The following is a 16508-nucleotide window of genomic DNA, read 5'->3' as shown; positions in this document are numbered from 1 at the left end:
GTCGGGTTCGTCCCGTTCGACCGGTTTGCCTACCAACCTACAAAAGAGAGGTGACCGACGTCGCCGCCGCACCGTGGGCGACGCGCGCCGACATCCACCGGAGAATCTCCTCACCAGCGGCGATGCCGCTGCTCTCGGTGATCGACAGCGTCGGATGCTGCCAGTTCGCCAATTCGAGTTCACCGTGGCGTGGGCGGATCGCGGCGTCGGCGGCGCTGAGCATGTTGGCGTCGAGCGCACCGTCACCGGCTGCGAGAACCGGTGCGTCCGGCGGAAGCACGCCGTCGTCGATCAGCCGCGAACGAACCTCGGCGACCGCGAGGCTCTTACAGACCGCGTTCGGCATCGTGTAGATCTTGCGACCCTGCTGCGACGCCCCCCATCCCCGCGCCGCACACCATTCGTCCCACTCCTCGACGAATCCCGACGGCATCGCTTCGGGATCGACCACCAGGTAGGAAAACAACTCGTCGGCGACGCGGAAAGTGCGGACCCAGCTGTCGTCGATCCGGCGACCCAGTTCGGCCCCGACCTCCTCGAGTGAGGCGCCATCGGCCGCGAGCGCGGTCTCGACACCGGTGCGCCATTGCTTGTCGGGTACCCCGTCGACCAGGATGTTCCCGCCGTTCGTGGTGATGGCATACCGCCAGGGCGCGCCGGGCAACTCGATCCGCTGGAACTGCACGATGGTTCTCGTCGTCGTGGGGACCACCACCGCCGAAGCGGTGAGCTTCCTCAGCATGGCCTCAGCGGCGGAGGTGACGTACGACAACGGTTTTCCGTCGTACACCTCGACGCACAGCACGTCCTCGGCGTCCGGCGTGGACGCCACGTCGGACTCGGCCGTACCGAGCTCCATCGCGGTACGCGAATAAATCATGGTCCGGTCGAGGTCGGTGGCGATCAGCGCCGTCCTGCCCGAACTTTTCGTGTCCTGCCTGTTCATGTCACATCCTTGATGAGGCCCATGCACGAATACGCCAGGTCGGGCACTTCCTCGACCGGAACCGAGCGCGCCGCGGCGAGCAGTCGAATGTGCGCGTGCTCAGGCGCGTCGAGGTCGCGAACGAGTACACGCCACGGCACCCGTCGCAGCAGCACACGGGTGGTCTCACCGACTCCCGGTTTGACGAAGTTGACGGTGGAGATTCCGTACTGCTTGCGGATTGCCTCGACGGACTTCCAGCCGTCCCAGGTCGGTGTCCTGTCACCGCGGAGCAGCTTCTCCACGTCACCGGGAACGTGTTCGCGCACATCGGCGAAAGCGGCGGAGACAGCGTCGAGGAGATGATTGGACACGTCCTCACCCGCGAGGTGGGCGTAGAACTTGGCGCCGTGGAAGTCGCCCGGCCCGATCAGGGTGTCGTTGAGGACCGTGCGCGACACCAGTCCGGAGACCGTCGAGTTGAGGCAGGCGGAGGCGATGAGGAAATCGTCGCGGGTGCCGAACGTGCGTACGCAGTGCCCGGGGTCGGCGAGGACGGCGAGGTCGTCGTCGAAAACGGCACCCCCGGCGTCGCGGTACTCGGTGAGCGCCTGCGACAGCTCGCGCGCGATGGCGCCCTTACCCGTCCAGCCGTCCACGAACACCACGTTGCGGGAATCATGATGCGCCGCAATATAGTCGAGGGCGGTCGCATCGATACCGCGGTCCCGGACGATCGAGACGGCGTAGTGGGGCAGCGTCGCTCCGGCAACCTCGCGCGCCCACCGCCGCATCAACACGCCCACCGGGGTCCCGGCGCGCGCCAGCGATACGAGGGTGATGTCCCGGCCTCGTTCGGCCAGGACCAGTTCGGTCACGGTCCCCACTGCCCGGGCAAGTCGGATGGCACTGTCCTGCAGGACCTTCTCGAACAGCTCGCGGTACTCGGCGTCCGGCTGATACTCGATCGGCAGGGTTTCGGCGTAGTGGGCGTCACCCGCCTGGATGCGCCGTTCCCGCTCGGCCACGCCCGCCTCGAGGTTCACGTGGGAGAGGTCTTTGAGGAGCCACGCCACCTCTTCGGCGGCGTACGACCCGAAATCGGGTCCGGTCAACGGGTCGGGTCCGATCGGGCCCGTCACGACGACGCACCCTCTCGTGCGGCCCGTAGCCGGGCGGGGTCGGCTCCCGACACCACGGCAAGCACCACGTCGGTGCCCGATGCGGTGAGCACGTCGAGCAGGCCGCCTTCGGAAGTCAGCCGGTCGGTATCGGCCGGCGCGTCGACCATCACGACCGCCACGGCATCTTCGTCCGGCCACTGGGCGTTGTACAGGAATCTGGGCTGTTCCTCACCGGATTCGGGTGCGGTGAAGCGGAATCCACGGCGCAGCGGATAGCCGGCCTCGTTCAGCACGTACGCCGGCGACCGCGTCGTCGTCTGGAATCGCACCCGATGGCCGGACGTCGAGAGCGCTTCTGCAACCCTCAGCGGCAAGTACATCAACTCCTCGTGCCCGACGACGATCACGGGGCGCCGAGAATCGAGACGTTTACCGAGTGCGGCAGCCACGGATCCGACAGCGTGATCGAAGGCGGGAACGTCTTCGCTCAGGAATCCGTGACGCCCTCCGTCGGGAACCGTTGCAGGCCATGCCAGGTCGATGCGCTCGACCGTACCCGCCCGTTCGGCGACGCCATTGAGCACCGGGTCGGGAAGAGCGGCGACAGACGACACCAGCCCGTCCGGGAGCTCGGTGCGGCCCTGCGCCAAGCTGACACTGTCGATCCGCACACCCAGCTCCGCCGCGGCGACGTCCATGGCGTCGCGATGCTCCGAGGTACGCATGTCCACGAGCGACGCCACCACGTAGCGGCTTCGCGGGTTGTGCCGGTGCAGTGCGCGTATCGCGTCGACGGCGGTGGCCCCCGTGGAGATCTCGTCGTCGACGAGGACGAGTGGCAGGTCGTTGGCGAACAATTCGCCGCTGGTCGGTTGCAGCTGGTGGCTGGTGGCGTGGGAGTGCCCTTCCTCGAACCCGGCGAATGTCCCGACCTGCGGGACGTCACGACGAGTCGAGTGCAGGTAGCACCGGGCGTGCAGCCGGGCGGCGACACAGTGCCCGAGGCCGGTCGCGGTCTCGGCGAATCCGAGCACCACTGGATCGGCGTCCGAACCGAGTACCTCGGCAACCAGGTCACCGAGGGTGTTGCCCGCGGAGATCACCACCCCGGGTTCGGTGGGCAGGTGCTTGCCGAGGACCGTCGAGACGAGCAGGTGCGCACGGCGCGGGTTGCGGCGCAGCCCCGGCTCGATCAGCTCGGGAACGGTGAGCCCGACCGCCGAATCGACGTGGGCGAGCGTCAGCCCGAGATGCTCGGTGGCCCAGGGCACCTCGCGTAACGCGGTCGGTGACGTCATCGGACGGCCAGAGCAGTCAACAGATCCACGAATGTGATCCCCTCATTTGTCACGCCGAACACTTTGGCTCGGACGAGCGTCTTCTCTGCCCAATTGCGATGAGGGCGCATCTCGTTCATCTTGTTGCGGTACCCCGAGGCGCGCACCCCGCCGACGCCGTCGGCGCCGAGGATGTCGAGAGCGTCGTGGTACTCCTCGTGCGTGACCGCGGACAGGGCGTGCACGGCGGCCACGTGGGTGGGGTGGATCACCGTTTTGCCCTGGATACCGTTGGCCCGGTCGAGCGCGATTTCACGGAGTAGTCCGTCGAGATCACGGCTCACCAATTGCTGACGGAACCGCACCTCGTCGTGTTCCTCGAACGGAGTGGCGCGCAGCGTGGGCCGGAACATCCGCTCGTGATCGGCGAAGTACTCCCACACCGGTCCGGTGATGACGTGCCCGGTGTCGTCGCTGCGCCCGAGGTAGTTGACGATGGCGGCGATCGCGTCGGCCACCACCCGGACGTCGTAGATCGTCAGGTCGCGGTCACGTCTGATCCCGAAGGTGCCGCACATGTCGGTGGCCCCGACCCGCACCGCGAGGATCTGATAACGACGCTCGGCCAGCAACTCGCCGATACGCGCGAGTTCGTGGTCACGGGTCTCACGGTGTACCAGTTCCGGCGATTCGAGCACGGGCATCGCGTACAGGTGCTTGCCGAGACGATCGGACGCCGCGGCCAGCTCGTCGAGGAATTCGCGGCCGGTGACGCTCCCGAACTTCGGTACCACGAACCCGGTGAGGACATCCGCGCCCGTGGTCAGCAGCTCGGCGATGCGCCGAAGATCCGCGGCCGCCCGCACCCGCACGAACAGCTGCAGCCGGGCACCACCCGAAGCGGCCAGCCGGTCGAGCGCGTCGACGGCATTGAGCAGCGCGAACTCCACTTGATCGTCGGCAACGGCGTCCTCGAGGTCGAGGACCATCGAGCACACGCCCTCCGCGGACCGGCGACGCACGATGTCCGCCAGGTCGGACCGCGTGGCCGGCACGTACAACGTCGCACCGAGGGCGACGGCCAGCACCACCCTGTCCTCGTCCGGTTCCAGTGACTGCGGTGCGTGCAGGAACAACCGTTCGTGGGTCTGTGAGTCGAGGTGGTGAAAGTGCCGTACCCGCGGCATCGTGGTACCCCGTGCCACGGCGCCTGCCGCGGTCTGTTCGCTAATACTCATCGTCCCCCCATGTCATCGCTGCGCTGTATGTCCTCTCATCTTCTGAACCACCTCGGCAATGAACGCCGACACCGCATCGAGCTGGGTGATGTACGCCCAGTAGTCGGGGTGCCTGCCCGTCAGTGTCCCTGCGATCCGGTCGATCCGCTCGAGCTGGGCGTCGAGGACCGACCCCCATTCCCGCACGAGCCCGCGATTGACAGCCAACATCTGGGCATCGCGCAGGCGAAATCTGATCTCGTTCTCTTTCGCACGCGGATTCTCGCGGACATGCCGCAGTAGTCGCAACCGGTCGGTGACACCGTCCACTTTCGCCTCGGCATCCGCCAGATGAGTCCGCGCCGCGCTCGTCAACTCGAGCGCGCCTTCCGGGTTGCCCGCGGTCAGGGCCTCACGCGCCTTCTGCAGATCGGCCTCGGCCTGTTCGATCTGCAGGCGACTGACCTGTTCGTTGTGGACGAGATCCGCCGAACTTCTCGCGTTGAACTCCCGCAGCAGTGCGGAGTAGGCAGGCGCGAGCCGCTCGGCACGGGTCTGCACGGCGGCGATCCGGGTGGTCACCGACGACACGGCGTGTGAGGCGTCCCGCTCCTTGGACGGCGCCGCCGCCAGCGCACTGTCGAGGGCCGCCGCAGCATCTCGCACCCGACCCGCGGCTTCGCGCACCGGGTTGGCCCCCCGGGCTGCCTGCAAGGACGCGACGGCGTCGTCGAGCGCCGCAGCGGATGCCCGCACCGACGGATAGTCGCCGTACGCCTGGTGTCGCCGCAGTCCGTCCCGAGCGGCCTCGGCTGTCTGCAGGGCCTGCTGCGCCACCTGCGGAATCGCGGCCAGCATCGCCGTGGATTCTTCGAGATGACCGCGATGCGCGCGGTAGAACTCGTCCAGCGCCTGTGTCGCGGCCACCAATTGCGCTGTGGCCTGCTCGAATGCGGCGGTTGCCGCCGGCGACTGGACGCCGTCGAATTGATCTACCGCCGCGAGATACGCGGACGCCGCCTGATAGCACCCGTCCCGAACCGGCTCCCACAGCCGCTGGACTCCGCGTTCCGGGGTGAGCTGTTTCGAGGCGTCGACCGCCGCGGCGGCGATGCTCTGACGGTTGTCCATGTCGAGAAACGCTGCGACCATGGTGTCGTGGGCGCGACGAGTCGACTCGTCGCTCCGGGCTCTCCCTCGGAAGCGTCCCGACCATCCGCTCGTCACACCTGAAATCGTACTGGTCGGCGCAGTCGGCCCGAGCTGACCGGAATTGCCTGTGGACAAACCTGTGGACAGCTAACGGATGGGACAAGTCGGACAAATTCATTATCGTGGTGGTGCACGACGATCTCGAGACTTCGACAGCCGTCGAGGTCGAACACCTCCTCTCGAAAGGACCCCTGAATGGGCGTCAGCTTGACCAAGGGCGGCAACGTTTCACTCACGAAGGAGGCGCCGAACCTGACCGCGGTGGCTGTCGGACTCGGATGGGACGCTCGTTCGACCACCGGTACCGACTTCGACCTCGACGCCAGCGCCATCGGTGCGGGTGCCGACAAGAAGGTTGTCTCCGACCAGCACTTCGTCTTTTTCAACAACCTGCGCTCGCCGGACGGCTCCATCGAGCACGTCGGTGACAACACCACCGGCGCCGGCGAAGGCGACGACGAGGTGATCAACGTCAACCTGGCGGCGGTCCCCGCGAACATCGAGAGCATCATCTTCCCCGTCTCGATCTACGACGCCGAGACCCGCTCGCAGTCGTTCGGCCAGGTTCGCAACGCGTACATCCGCGTCGTCGACCAGGCGAACGGCAACGAGCTCGCTCGTTACGACCTGTCGGAGGATGCGTCCACCGAGACGGCCATGGTCTTCGGGGAGCTGTACCGGAACGGCGCAGAGTGGAAGTTCCGCGCTATCGGCCAGGGCTACGCGTCCGGGCTCGCCGGTATCGCCCGCGACTACGGCGTCAACGTCTGACGGTAGTTTCGCTTACATCAGCCGGGTAGGGTTTCGCGTCGCTGACGTGGAACCCTCCTCGGCGTTCGTACTCCAGCAGTAGCCACCCGGCATTGCCCAACAAGAAAGGCCACGCTCAGTGGTTCTGCGAATATTCGGTCTCTCCTTCGCTGTCACGGTGGTGTCCATCATCATCGCGGCGCTGTACGGAGGCCCCCAAGCCGTCCTCCTCGTCGTCATCCTCTCGATCCTCGAGATCTCCCTGTCGTTCGACAACGCCGTCATCAACGCCACCGTGCTGCGGCGGATGAGCGAGTTCTGGCAGAAAATCTTCCTCACAGTCGGCATCGTCATCGCCGTGTTCGGCATGCGCCTGGTCTTCCCGCTGGTCATCGTGTGGCTGGCATCCGGCCTCGGCCCGGTCGCCGCCCTTGACCTCGCACTCAACCCGCCCGCCGACGACGCCGCATACTTCCCCGACGGCAGCCCCAGCTACGAAACCCTGCTCACCGACGCCCACCCGCAGATCGCGGCGTTCGGCGGCATGTTCCTGCTGATGCTCTTCCTCGGATTCATTCTCGAAGAGCGCGAGATCACCTGGCTGTCCTGGCTGGAGAAGCCGCTCGCCCGCGCAGGCAAGCTCGACCAGCTCGCGGTGATCGTCGCCGGTGGCCTGCTTCTGCTGACCGCCTCGTACATCGCTCCCGAAGACACCGTTTCCACCGTGATGGTCGCCGGCGTCCTCGGCATGATCACCTACATCGCCGTCAACGGCCTCGGCGAACTGTTCAATACCCCGGAAGAGGATGAGAACGGCGAGGTCGTCGAGGGCTCCAGCGGCGGCCCAACCGAACTGGCCAAGGCCACCGGCAAGGCCGGATTCTTCCTGTTCCTCTACCTCGAGGTCCTGGATGCGTCGTTCTCCTTCGACGGCGTGATCGGTGCCTTCGCGATCACCTCCGACCCGATCATCATCGCCCTCGGCCTCGGCTTCGTCGGTGCGATGTTCGTCCGCTCGATCACCGTGTTCCTCGTTCGCAAGGGAACCCTGTCCGACTACGTGTACCTCGAACACGGTGCGCACTGGGCCATCGGCGCCCTGGCCGTGATCCTGCTCGTCTCCATCGGCTACCACGTCAACGAGAACGTCACCGGACTCGTCGGCGTCGCCCTCATCGGAGCCGCGTTCATCTCCAGCATCTTGCGCAACCGCAAGGCGGCAGCAGCCGGCGGGAGCTCGGACAACGACGTGGACGAGCCGAAACCGGCCACCATCAGCTAGGTTCTGCCTGTACTCACATCCCGCGGCAGTGTTCGTGACCCGGTCACGAACACTGCCGCTCGGCACTGGAAAGGGCACCTATGGCGCGGCTGCTCGAGAAGTCGAAGAAGGTGGTCGAAGCCCAACTGGCCGGAACCACCATCCGGGCAATACAGGGATCGATGATTGCCTACGAAGGCAATGTCAGCTTCAAATCGGCCGGTTTCGGTGGCGGCGACGGGGTACTGGCGGGGATGAAGAGGCGCGCCACCGGCGAGTCGCTGTCCTTGATGGAATGCTCCGGCAACGGTGTCGTCTACTTCGCGGTGGGCGGCCAGCACGTCACCGTCATCGAACTTGCGGGTGAAACGCTGCAGGTGGAGTCGCAGCAACTCCTGGCACTCAGCGGCAACCTGAACACCAACGTCACCTTCACGGGTCTCCGCGGCGGTGTCGGCGGCCAGGGCCTGTTCACCACGACGGTGTCGGGGCAGGGGCAGGTGGCCCTCCTCTCGGCCGGCGGCCCGCTCATCCACCTCGAGGTGTCGCCGCAGTATCCACTCGTAGTCGACCCCGACGCCTTCGTCTCGGCCCGCGGGCAGTTGACCCAATCCTTCGTCACCGATGTGTCGTGGCGGACCGCCGTCGGCCAGGGCAGCGGTGAAGCCTTCTCCCTCAAGTGGGACGGCCACGGCGTCGTGTCCATCCAGCCGGCGGAACGGTGATCAGCATGGTGTTCACACAGGTCAATTCGAAGGTCGTCAAGGTCGATGTCGGGGCAGCGGGCGGAGTCGTCGCGCGCACCGGGTCGATGCTGTTCTACACCGGTCAGGTCCAGTTCTCACCGCACCAGGTTCCCGGTTCGCAGTCCATGGCCGGGATGGGCGGGTTCACCCGCATGGCCGGACGGATGATGCAGGGCGAACACGAGCGCACGATGCTCGCGCAGGGACAGGGCGAGGTGCACTACGGTCACGCCGGTCTCGAGGTGCACGTGGTCGACATGTCGCAGGGTGGAACTCTGTGCGTCGAGGCGTCCCGACTGCTGGCCCACAACGCCGGACTGCAGAGCTCGGTGGTCTCGGTGATGAGTCAGGGCGGCGGCGGTGGTCGCGGGATGCTCGGTGCCCTCCGCGGCGCCGCTGCGGGTGCGTTGTCCGGGACAGGCATGTTCACGACCCAACTGTCCGGGTACGGATCGGCGGTGTTGTTGGCGCACGGCGGTTTCCTGGAGATCCCCGTGGGCGGTCCCAACCCGATCCTGGTCGACCCCGACGCCTTCGTCGGTACGTACGGAAACGTTCAGGTAGAACTGAAGTCCGCGGTCGGCTGGCGTGATGCCGTGGGCCGCGGCGCCGGAGAAGCGATGCAATTGCAGTGCAGCGGACAAGGAATCGTCTACGTTCAGGCTTCGGAGGAAAAACTGTGAGCACCGTGCTGAATCCGTCGACCCTGGGCGCCAGCGACAACATTCCGGACAACAGCTACGCCTACTGCATCGACCTCACTGCGCCCTGGTTCATCCGCAAGGGTGCGATGATCGCCTACTACGGGCAGATGCAGTTCCAGGCACTGACCCACGGATTGCACGGCGCCGCACTGCACATGGTGGCCAATCAGTTCTCGGCGCCGCTCTATATGGGTGAGTATGCGGTAGCCGAAGGCTTCGGCAAGCTGATCATCGGTGACCGCGGCTACGACATCAACTCGTATGATCTCGACGACGGCAACCTCACCATCCGGGCGTCCAATCTCCTTGCGTTCGAACCGGGTTTGTCGCTGAACCAGTCGATCGTCCCGGGGTTCCTGACCCTCATCGGAACCGGCAAGTTCCTTGCCTCCTCCAACGGCCCGGTGATGTTCGCCGAGCCGCCACTGCGGATCGACCCCGAAGCACTGGTCGGGTGGGCGGACTGCCCGTCGCCGAGCCACCACTACGACCAGGGGTGGATCAGCAACTTCCTCGCCGCCGGCGCCCACATGATGGGCATCAACTCGGGAGAGGAACGACAGTTCGACTTCACGGGCGCCGGAACGGTTTTGATTCAGTCCAGCGAGAAGGTCCTGAGCGACACACATGTCGTGCGCAGCATCGAGGGCCAGATCCACGGCCTCACCCCGAGCGGTCTGCAGCGGCTCAACGGTGTGATCGCCGCCAAGCTGGCCGAGCAGCCTCGCTGACGTCGAGGCGAATGTACCTTTCGACGCTGCTACCGCGCCGAAAGGTACATTCACCCTGTCACCGGGCGGGATTGGGGCCCAGCCGGATGACGTCGGTCCGGGCATGCAGCCCGATTTCCGGCCACCCCACGGTCAGGGTGATGACCCCCGACTCCGGGTAGGCGGCGACCCAGTAGCGGGGCTCGGTGTGATACTCGGACGCCTCGCTCGTGGCCACCCTCGACGTGGACTGCAGGTGGCTCGGGTCGGCCTCACCGACCACGTCGTCCACCCGCACGTGCACCGCGAGATACGACCAGCGGGCGGACGGGTCGTCGGGATCGTCGAGGGGGCGGGTTTCGTGACGCGCCCTGTCGGCCGTGCGTCCGGTCGCGGTGAACTCGATGCGCAGCTCGAGACCCGCCGGGTGAGCGACCACCTCTGCCAGCCGCAGCGTCAGATCACGGGTAGTCGCGAGTTCGACGGGGCCGTATACGACGACCCCTCCCGTGGCGGGCGGCGCGGCCGCCGGCCACCGCCTCCTGCGCATGCACCCCATGGTCCCACCGGGGGCGGCGGCCTGCCACAACTACGTTCCGGGCCGAATGCTCACGGCAGCTGGGCCATGCCGTACAGGTGTGTCGCGCGCACCCGGAGTACCTGCCGTCGCTCGGACACCATCGCGCGACGAAAGTCTTCCCAGTCGTCGTGTTCCCGACCTGCTGCATTGCGGAATACCTCGACGAGCTCGTCGGTGGCCGCGTCGTGGGGGTCACTGGCGACGGCACTCAGCTCGGCGTCACCTTCGACGACCGCGTAACTCCAGAAGTCGGGCGCGCTCACGTGCAGCGACACCCGGGGGTCCCGCGCGGCGTTGCGGGTCTTCGCCCGGTCCGCGGTCACCGAGATCCGGGCGGTGTTCGTGTCGGGGTCCCAGGTGTAGAGAACGTTGGACAGCTGCGGTCGGCCATCCCTTTTGATCGTCGTGAGGACGGCGTGCGAGTGTGTCGCGACGAGGTCGAGCAGGGGACGCTGCGCGTCGTTCACTTCCAGGCTCATACCGACACCCAACCACGGTGCGGTCGGTGATGTTCCCGTTGCGGACACGTCGTCGACCTCAGCGCAGTCTCACCCGGACTCGCCCGGTGATCCTTCCGCATCGAGCAGGACGCGCGCAGAACCGGCGAACGATCGAACCTGCGCGTCGTCCCAGAGGTGTGCGGGCACACCACCACCCAGTAGTCGCCGAACCAGTGCGGGGTCGTCGCCGAGGGGCACGTCACTTCCGGCGATCACGATGTTGCCGTAGCGGCGGCCCTTGAGCATGGCCGGGTCCGCGATCACGGCGGTGTGCGGGAACACGCTGCCGATGGTGGCCGCTTCCCGCCGCGCCTTCACGAGGTCGCGGGTGTCACCGCAGTTGACGACGTAGATCCCGCCCGGTGCCAGGACCCTGCGAACATGGCCGGTGAATTCGACGGTGGTGAGTGACGGAGGCGTCGTGTTGCCGGCGAACACGTCACGAATGATCAGGTCGCGGCTCGACTCGGTGAGGGTTTCGGTGACAGCCCTGGCTTCACCGACGCGGAGTCGGAGCAGCGGTGCCCGCGGCAGATCGAACCATCGACGCACCAGTTCGGCCAGCTTGCCGTCCAGTTCGACCACTACCTGCCGGGCGTCCGGGTACACAGCCGACAGATAGCGGGCAAGTGAGCAGGCGCCGCCGCCGAGATGCAGTGCCCGCACGCGGTCCGCGCGCTGCCAGCGGGATCCGATCAGGTCGGCCATCCACCGCATGTACTCGAAATCGAGGTGTTCGGGATCCGTGAGGTCGATGTGTGAACTTTCGACGCCGTTCACTTTGAGGACCCAGCCGTGGGGATTGACGTTGTCCTCGGCGAGTTCGCAGGTTCCCGTGTCGATCGGATAAACCCCGGCGACGGGCCCACCTTCGGCTGCGTGCGCAGTTCGGCCGCCGCGCTGCCTGCCCATATACCGACTTCCCTACCGTTCGCATCGACTGCGCGTGTCTGCTGCGACAATCGTCATCCCACGATACCGGCACGACTGCGCGGTGACCTACCGTAGTGGCGCGCACGAGAGAGGGAGGCGATGGAACCTCAGGAAGTCGACTTCGCCCACACCGAAGGCGCGGCGCGCAAACGTCGCGAGAAGGCCGTGGGCCTCGCCAAGTACGTCTGGGATCGCGCTATCAGCGGGAAAGAACTGCTCGACCTCACCGACGGCACACTGCGGAAACTGGCCCGGGCAGCCGGATCCAACCCACCGAGCACCATGGAAACGTGGCTCACCGTGGCCGAACTGCTGGACCAGAAGTCGGCGTGGGCCGAGCGCCACCCGGATCATCCGTCTGCATCGCCCGCACACGCGGACGAGAAGATCATGTGGGTGAAGCCGCCCGTCGCGCCCTGGACCGACTGACCCCCGGGTCACATTCAGGCCGACGGCCGCACCGCGAGGATGCGGTCGTCACTCTCTGCCGGCGACCCCCGACCGTCACGGTTGCTCGTGCTGAACCACAGCACCCCGTCCGGTGTGGCGACGACGGTGCGCAGCCGCCCGTACTCCCCTGCGAACAGCGACTGCGGTTCACCGAGCGAGCCGTCCCCGCCGACGGGTATCCGCCACAACCGTTCGCCCCGCAATGCCGCCACCCACAGCGACCCGTCGAGGTAGGCGACGCCGGACGGTGACGCCCCGTCCGTGGGCCACTGCACCACCGGGTCCACGAATTCGGCCTCTTCCGCCTGCCCTTCGACCTCGGGCCATCCGTAGTTGGCGCCCGGCCGGATCAGGTTCACTTCGTCCCACGTGTGCGCGCCGAACTCGGTGGCCCACAACCTGCCTGCGTCGTCCCAGGTGATGCCCTGCACGTTCCGGTGTCCCAGCGACCAGACCGGTGAGCCGGACAGCGGGTTGTCGGGCGGAATTGTTCCGTCCGGATTGATCCGCAGGATCTTGCCGCCGAGAGAGGAGGGATCCTGGGCGAGCGGCCGATCGCCGGCTTCACCGGTGGTGACGTAGAGCTTGCCGTCGGGTCCGAAGGCGATTCGGCCCCCGTCGTGGATCGACCCGGCCGGAATTCCTGTGAGGATCGGGACGGGCTCGCCGAGGCTGCGGCCGTCGTATCGCACAGCGACCACGCGGTTGTCCTCATCGGTGGTGAGGTAGGCGAAAATTGTCTGGTCCGACGTGTAGGCGGGCGACACGGCGAGCCCGAGCAGTCCCGACTCCCCCCGCGCTGCCACCTCCGGCACCTCTCCGACCTCGGTCACGTCACCGTTCGGTTGCAGACGACGGATGGTGCCGCTGTCCCGCTCGGCGATCACCGCGGCGCCGTCGGGCAGCAGCGCGATTCCCCAGGGCACCTCCAATTCGGTCGCGACCACGGTGGGAGCGGCCACGGGTGGTTGCGCCGCCGATGTCGCAGCCGACTCCCTCGTCCTCGAATCGGTCTGGCAACCGGTGGCGGCAAAGCCCACCAGCAACGCGGCAGCCGCAACACATCCCCGTTTCATGAGAGTCCTTCCGCCGCGCGCCGGTCTCCGCCCATACAAGTGCGAAAGTACGCTCGCGCGCACGATGCCGCTCACCGGACGCGAACGGCGCCTGATCACCCATTCGGGCGTGCTTACACTGAGGGTCATGGGAACTGCAGGCGATCTCGACCTCGAGCGGTACTTCGAACGGATCGGATACGACGGGGACCGATCCGCGACGACGGCAACACTGAACGCCATTGCCGCCCACCATGCCCGGTCGATTCCGTTCGAGAACCTCGATCCGTTCCTCGGCACACCGAATCGGCTGGACCTCGGGTCGCTGCAACGCAAACTGGTGGAATCGCGCCGAGGAGGTTACTGCTTCGAGCAGAACCTCTTGTTGCGCGCCGTCCTCCTCGAACTGGGCTTCGAAGTCACCGCCTTGGCGGCTCGGGTGCTGTGGGGGTCGACGTCGACCGACGTGATCAACCCGCGCTCGCACATGCTGCTTCTGGTCGATGTCGAAGGTGACCGGCGCATCATCGACGTCGGGTTCGGCGGCATGACCCTCGACACCACGTTGCGCCTCGAAACGAACACGGTGCAGGACACTCCGCTCGAGCCGTTCCGGCTGCTCGACTTGCGCGGCGACTACCTCTTGGAGGCCCTCGTCGGGGACGAGTGGCGTCCCATCTACCGCTTCGACCTCACCCCGCAGCACCCCGTCGACTACGAGGCGCCGAACTGGTACCTGTCCACCTGGCCCGGCTCCCATTTCGTCACCGGACTCCTCGCTGCCCGGGTCGCGGAAGGGCGCCGGTACGCACTCAACGGAACCCGGTTCACCGTCCACCCGCTCGGTGGTGAGTCCGTCCGACTCGAGCTGACGAGCGCCGACGAGCTCCGGAAATGCCTCGAATCGGAGTTCCTCATCGACACCAGCGGGCTTCGCGGACTGGACGAGGCGTTCCACCGGTTGCCCTGACAGGGTGCTCGCCGGGCAACCGGCTCGACGCTCAACTCCAGCGTGCCTGGCCGCCGTCGAGCGGGATGGTGGCGCCGGTCAGGTAGCCGGCGTCGGGTCCGACGAGGAAGACGACGGCGCGTCCGATGTCCTGCTCACAGTCTCCGATTCGGCCCAGCGGTATCGATCGCACGAACTCGGCCGCCTCCTCCGAATTGTTCTCTGTCCACCACTGCAAACCGGGAGAGAGGGCATGCGGCGCAATGGCATTGACCCGGATTCCGTCGGCGCCCCATTCACTGGCGGCGGTGCGGGTGAGCGAGCGCATGGCCTCCTTCGTGGCCGCGTACAGCCCGTAACCGCTGGTGTCCCAGCGCACCGCCGAGGAACTCACGAGATTGACGATCGAGCCGCCGCCGCGTGCTTTCAAGTGGGGATGGCACAGCTGCATGAGGAACAGAGTCGCCACGGGACCCACCGCCATGGCGCGGTCCAGCAGCTTGGGAGTGACCTCCAGCAACGGGCCGAGCGCACTCGCGTTGGCGTTGTTGATCAGGATGTCGATGCCGCCGAACACCTGGACCACACGTGTGACCATCGGACCCAGTTGCTCCCGCTTGCTGATGTCACACACGACGGGCTCGGCGACACCCCCGAAGTCGGCGATCGCAGCGCACGTTTCGACGAGTTTCGATTCCGTACGCCCCACCACCGCGATCCGCGCGCCCTCCTTTGCCAGTGCACGTGCCATACCGGCCCCGACGCCCTGCCCTGCTCCGGTGATCAGTGCCACCTTGCCGTCCAGCGCGCCCATCAGGGATGCGCCGTCAACCGGAAGCTGGGGATGTCGGCGAGAGACATCACCGCCTCGAAGGTCCGCTCGTAGCCGGTGTGTGCGATGCGCCACCGCCCGTCCGGCCCACGAACGTAGCGGTCGGAGTAGAAGGCGGCTCCGCGCAACGCCATGTCGTGTTCGGGGATCAGCACGAGGTCGGAGAGGTACCACCGGCCGGTAGCGGTGTCACCGTCGACGTCGATCTCCGGGTGGCCACAGTGATGCTCGGTGATGGTTTGCGGGCCGAGGCTGGTTCTCATGAACTCGACCACCGCGTCGCGTGAGGCGAATGTCAGATGCTCGCCGTAACTCGCGGTCGCGTCGGGAAGCAGGGTGTCGGCGAATTCGTCCCAGTGCTTGGTGTCGAGGGCGCGCAGGTAGGCGTACTTGAGTCTGCTGATCGCGGCGACAGCTTCCAGGTCCATGATCACCCTCCGGGTACCAAAACTGATACCTGTTCTACCACGGATGGACGGTTCGCGGACTAACTCGACACTACGTCGGCCAGCTGCGGATCGACCACGTCACCGAGAACGTCCCAGGGGACGGTGACGGTCACCAGCCCGACGGCGTGCGGCCCCACCTGATAGTCGTCGAAGTGGATTTCCATCCCGGCGGAGGTCGCGAGCCAGTTGGCGAAGTTCTTTTCGACGGGTTCGATGCCGGTGCGGTCGAACTCGGGGCCGGCAGCCGTGGCCGGCAGCAGGGTTGCGCAGTGCTCGGACAACCTCCGTAGACCGGCATCGAGATCTGGGAAGAGATCGGCGAGCGTGATCGGCTCGGCCGAATCGGCATTCACCACCACCGTCGCGACGATCGGGGTGGGATGCGCACCGGGTGGATCGGCGTTCCACGACGTCACCAGCAACCCGCTGATCACGTGCTCGCCGATGTGCACGACGCGGTGCTCCTGGCTGCTCAGTGTGAAGGCGTCGGTGCCCGAACCGTCGATCTGGTCCTGGAGCGCGGCCTGCATCGATTCGTTGAACTCGGCGGTGACGGCCGAATTTCCGCCCTCGATCTGCGGGATGAGGACGTCGTAGGTGACGCGGCCGGTGGAACCGTCGACCCGCAGCTCGGTCTCCGTGTAGGGCAGGCTCTCGGGCGTCGTCGTCTCGGCGCCTGCCGTGTCCGTAGCCAGGGCTATCGTCGTCGTCGACGGCTCACTGACCGCCGTTCCTTCCTGGCCGGAGCAGGCGGCCAGGGCGATGATGACCGCCGCGAGCGCTACTCCCCGACCAATTCTCCGGATGCCGCTCATGAGGTATCTCTATCACGCC

The 16508-nt window shown here is 66.6% G+C and carries 19 protein-coding genes; 7 read left to right on the top strand and 12 right to left on the bottom strand.

All coding sequences use genetic code 11. The annotated features are described in order from the left end of the window. Window positions 1-37: 37 nt before the first annotated feature. From JQT59_RS10875 to JQT59_RS10855, 5 genes are read right to left on the bottom strand one after another with little or no spacing between them, the layout of a single operon-like run. Window positions 38-946: an HAD family hydrolase gene (locus JQT59_RS10875; protein ID WP_213576143.1), complete on the bottom strand. Its 909-nt coding sequence runs from the start codon at window positions 944-946 to the stop codon at window positions 38-40. Continuing rightward, window positions 943-2067: a cysteine protease StiP family protein gene (locus tag JQT59_RS10870; protein ID WP_249354340.1), complete on the bottom strand. Its 1125-nt coding sequence runs from the start codon at window positions 2065-2067 to the stop codon at window positions 943-945. The genes JQT59_RS10875 and JQT59_RS10870 overlap by 4 nt, the downstream gene beginning before the upstream one ends. Next, window positions 2064-3347, bottom strand: coding sequence for a phosphoribosyltransferase family protein (locus tag JQT59_RS10865; protein WP_213576142.1), 1284 nt, complete (start codon window positions 3345-3347; stop codon window positions 2064-2066). The genes JQT59_RS10870 and JQT59_RS10865 overlap by 4 nt, the downstream gene beginning before the upstream one ends. Continuing rightward, complete coding sequence (locus JQT59_RS10860) at window positions 3344-4564, bottom strand: HpcH/HpaI aldolase/citrate lyase family protein (protein ID WP_213576141.1); 1221 nt, start codon at window positions 4562-4564, stop codon at window positions 3344-3346. Before JQT59_RS10860 ends, JQT59_RS10865 begins: the two co-directional genes overlap by 4 nt. A 12-nt stretch (window positions 4565-4576) precedes the next feature. Further along, entirely contained in the window at window positions 4577-5695 is a 1119-nt protein-coding gene (locus JQT59_RS10855; protein WP_213577631.1) for a hypothetical protein, read from the bottom strand. 255 nt (window positions 5696-5950) lie between these two features. Here JQT59_RS10855 and JQT59_RS10850 point away from each other — a divergent pair, with 255 nt between their 5' ends. From JQT59_RS10850 to JQT59_RS10830, 5 genes are all read left to right on the top strand, one after another. Further along, window positions 5951-6526, top strand: coding sequence for a TerD family protein (locus tag JQT59_RS10850; protein WP_109333930.1), 576 nt, complete (start codon window positions 5951-5953; stop codon window positions 6524-6526). Between the two features lie 118 nt (window positions 6527-6644). Continuing rightward, a complete protein-coding gene (locus tag JQT59_RS10845) occupies window positions 6645-7787 on the top strand; it encodes a DUF475 domain-containing protein (RefSeq protein WP_213576140.1) in 1143 nt (380 codons plus the stop codon). Window positions 7788-7867: 80 nt separating this feature from the next. Next, window positions 7868-8491 (top strand): AIM24 family protein, encoded by a 624-nt coding sequence (locus JQT59_RS10840; protein ID WP_213576139.1) that lies wholly within the window; start codon window positions 7868-7870, stop codon window positions 8489-8491. Between the two features lie 5 nt (window positions 8492-8496). Then, a complete protein-coding gene (locus tag JQT59_RS10835) occupies window positions 8497-9195 on the top strand; it encodes an AIM24 family protein (protein ID WP_109335402.1) in 699 nt (232 codons plus the stop codon). Then, entirely contained in the window at window positions 9192-9947 is a 756-nt protein-coding gene (locus JQT59_RS10830) for an AIM24 family protein (RefSeq protein WP_213576138.1), read from the top strand. Before JQT59_RS10835 ends, JQT59_RS10830 begins: the two co-directional genes overlap by 4 nt. A gap of 58 nt (window positions 9948-10005) precedes the next feature. On the opposite strand, the gene JQT59_RS10825 is transcribed toward JQT59_RS10830, so the two are convergent. The 3 genes from JQT59_RS10825 to JQT59_RS10815 all read right to left on the bottom strand — a co-directional run bounded on the left by JQT59_RS10825 (window position 10006) and on the right by JQT59_RS10815 (window position 11918). After that, window positions 10006-10476 (bottom strand): hypothetical protein, encoded by a 471-nt coding sequence (locus JQT59_RS10825; protein WP_213576137.1) that lies wholly within the window; start codon window positions 10474-10476, stop codon window positions 10006-10008. Between the two features lie 59 nt (window positions 10477-10535). Next, window positions 10536-10985: a PPOX class F420-dependent oxidoreductase gene (locus JQT59_RS10820; protein WP_109333938.1), complete on the bottom strand. Its 450-nt coding sequence runs from the start codon at window positions 10983-10985 to the stop codon at window positions 10536-10538. 69 nt (window positions 10986-11054) lie between these two features. Continuing rightward, a complete protein-coding gene (locus JQT59_RS10815) occupies window positions 11055-11918 on the bottom strand; it encodes a spermidine synthase (protein WP_213576136.1) in 864 nt (287 codons plus the stop codon). Between the two features lie 120 nt (window positions 11919-12038). On the opposite strand from JQT59_RS10815, the gene JQT59_RS10810 reads away from it, so the two are divergent. Next, a complete protein-coding gene (locus tag JQT59_RS10810; RefSeq protein WP_213576135.1) occupies window positions 12039-12368 on the top strand; it encodes a hypothetical protein in 330 nt (109 codons plus the stop codon). A 14-nt stretch (window positions 12369-12382) separates the two neighbouring features. On the opposite strand, the gene JQT59_RS10805 is transcribed toward JQT59_RS10810, so the two are convergent. Continuing rightward, the gene (locus JQT59_RS10805; RefSeq protein ID WP_213576134.1) at window positions 12383-13465 is read right to left on the bottom strand and encodes a PQQ-dependent sugar dehydrogenase; all 1083 of its coding nucleotides are present in this window, start codon (window positions 13463-13465) and stop codon (window positions 12383-12385) included. A 127-nt stretch (window positions 13466-13592) separates the two neighbouring features. Here JQT59_RS10805 and JQT59_RS10800 point away from each other — a divergent pair, with 127 nt between their 5' ends. Then, complete coding sequence (locus JQT59_RS10800; RefSeq protein WP_213576133.1) at window positions 13593-14414, top strand: arylamine N-acetyltransferase family protein; 822 nt, start codon at window positions 13593-13595, stop codon at window positions 14412-14414. A gap of 31 nt (window positions 14415-14445) precedes the next feature. Here the strand turns inward: JQT59_RS10800 and JQT59_RS10795 are convergent, their stop codons facing one another. Genes JQT59_RS10795 through JQT59_RS10785 form a run of 3 tightly spaced genes read right to left on the bottom strand, consistent with a single transcriptional unit; the run spans window position 14446 to window position 16489 of the window. Further along, window positions 14446-15207, bottom strand: coding sequence for an SDR family NAD(P)-dependent oxidoreductase (locus JQT59_RS10795; protein WP_213576132.1), 762 nt, complete (start codon window positions 15205-15207; stop codon window positions 14446-14448). After that, entirely contained in the window at window positions 15207-15653 is a 447-nt protein-coding gene (locus JQT59_RS10790) for a nuclear transport factor 2 family protein (protein WP_213576131.1), read from the bottom strand. Before JQT59_RS10790 ends, JQT59_RS10795 begins: the two co-directional genes overlap by 1 nt. A gap of 59 nt (window positions 15654-15712) precedes the next feature. Further along, window positions 15713-16489, bottom strand: a complete 777-nt coding sequence (locus JQT59_RS10785; RefSeq protein ID WP_213576130.1) for an RsiV family protein — start codon at window positions 16487-16489, stop codon at window positions 15713-15715. Window positions 16490-16508: the final 19 nt, after the last annotated feature.

This window comes from Rhodococcus sp. USK13, assembly GCF_018343855.1.
Classification (GTDB): Bacteria; Actinomycetota; Actinomycetes; order Mycobacteriales; family Mycobacteriaceae; genus Rhodococcus_F; species Rhodococcus_F oxybenzonivorans.
The sequence above is the reverse complement of the archived record's forward strand: the minus strand, read 5'-3'. Positions and strand labels throughout refer to the sequence as shown.

Coding starts and splice junctions, on each gene's coding strand:
- JQT59_RS10835 (WP_109335402.1), top strand. CDS start 8,497: ATGGTGTTCACACAGGTCAATTCGAAGGTCGTCAAGGTCGATGTCGGG.
- JQT59_RS10855 (WP_213577631.1), bottom strand. CDS start 5,695: ATGGTCGCAGCGTTTCTCGACATGGACAACCGTCAGAGCATCGCCGCC.
- JQT59_RS10840 (WP_213576139.1), top strand. CDS start 7,868: ATGGCGCGGCTGCTCGAGAAGTCGAAGAAGGTGGTCGAAGCCCAACTG.
- JQT59_RS10815 (WP_213576136.1), bottom strand. CDS start 11,918: ATGGGCAGGCAGCGCGGCGGCCGAACTGCGCACGCAGCCGAAGGTGGG.
- JQT59_RS10810 (WP_213576135.1), top strand. CDS start 12,039: ATGGAACCTCAGGAAGTCGACTTCGCCCACACCGAAGGCGCGGCGCGC.
- JQT59_RS10805 (WP_213576134.1), bottom strand. CDS start 13,465: ATGAAACGGGGATGTGTTGCGGCTGCCGCGTTGCTGGTGGGCTTTGCC.
- JQT59_RS10790 (WP_213576131.1), bottom strand. CDS start 15,653: ATGGACCTGGAAGCTGTCGCCGCGATCAGCAGACTCAAGTACGCCTAC.
- JQT59_RS10850 (WP_109333930.1), top strand. CDS start 5,951: ATGGGCGTCAGCTTGACCAAGGGCGGCAACGTTTCACTCACGAAGGAG.
- JQT59_RS10795 (WP_213576132.1), bottom strand. CDS start 15,207: ATGGGCGCGCTGGACGGCAAGGTGGCACTGATCACCGGAGCAGGGCAG.
- JQT59_RS10825 (WP_213576137.1), bottom strand. CDS start 10,476: ATGCGCAGGAGGCGGTGGCCGGCGGCCGCGCCGCCCGCCACGGGAGGG.
- JQT59_RS10820 (WP_109333938.1), bottom strand. CDS start 10,985: ATGAGCCTGGAAGTGAACGACGCGCAGCGTCCCCTGCTCGACCTCGTC.
- JQT59_RS10800 (WP_213576133.1), top strand. CDS start 13,593: ATGGGAACTGCAGGCGATCTCGACCTCGAGCGGTACTTCGAACGGATC.
- JQT59_RS10865 (WP_213576142.1), bottom strand. CDS start 3,347: ATGACGTCACCGACCGCGTTACGCGAGGTGCCCTGGGCCACCGAGCAT.
- JQT59_RS10785 (WP_213576130.1), bottom strand. CDS start 16,489: ATGAGCGGCATCCGGAGAATTGGTCGGGGAGTAGCGCTCGCGGCGGTC.
- JQT59_RS10860 (WP_213576141.1), bottom strand. CDS start 4,564: ATGAGTATTAGCGAACAGACCGCGGCAGGCGCCGTGGCACGGGGTACC.
- JQT59_RS10875 (WP_213576143.1), bottom strand. CDS start 946: ATGAACAGGCAGGACACGAAAAGTTCGGGCAGGACGGCGCTGATCGCC.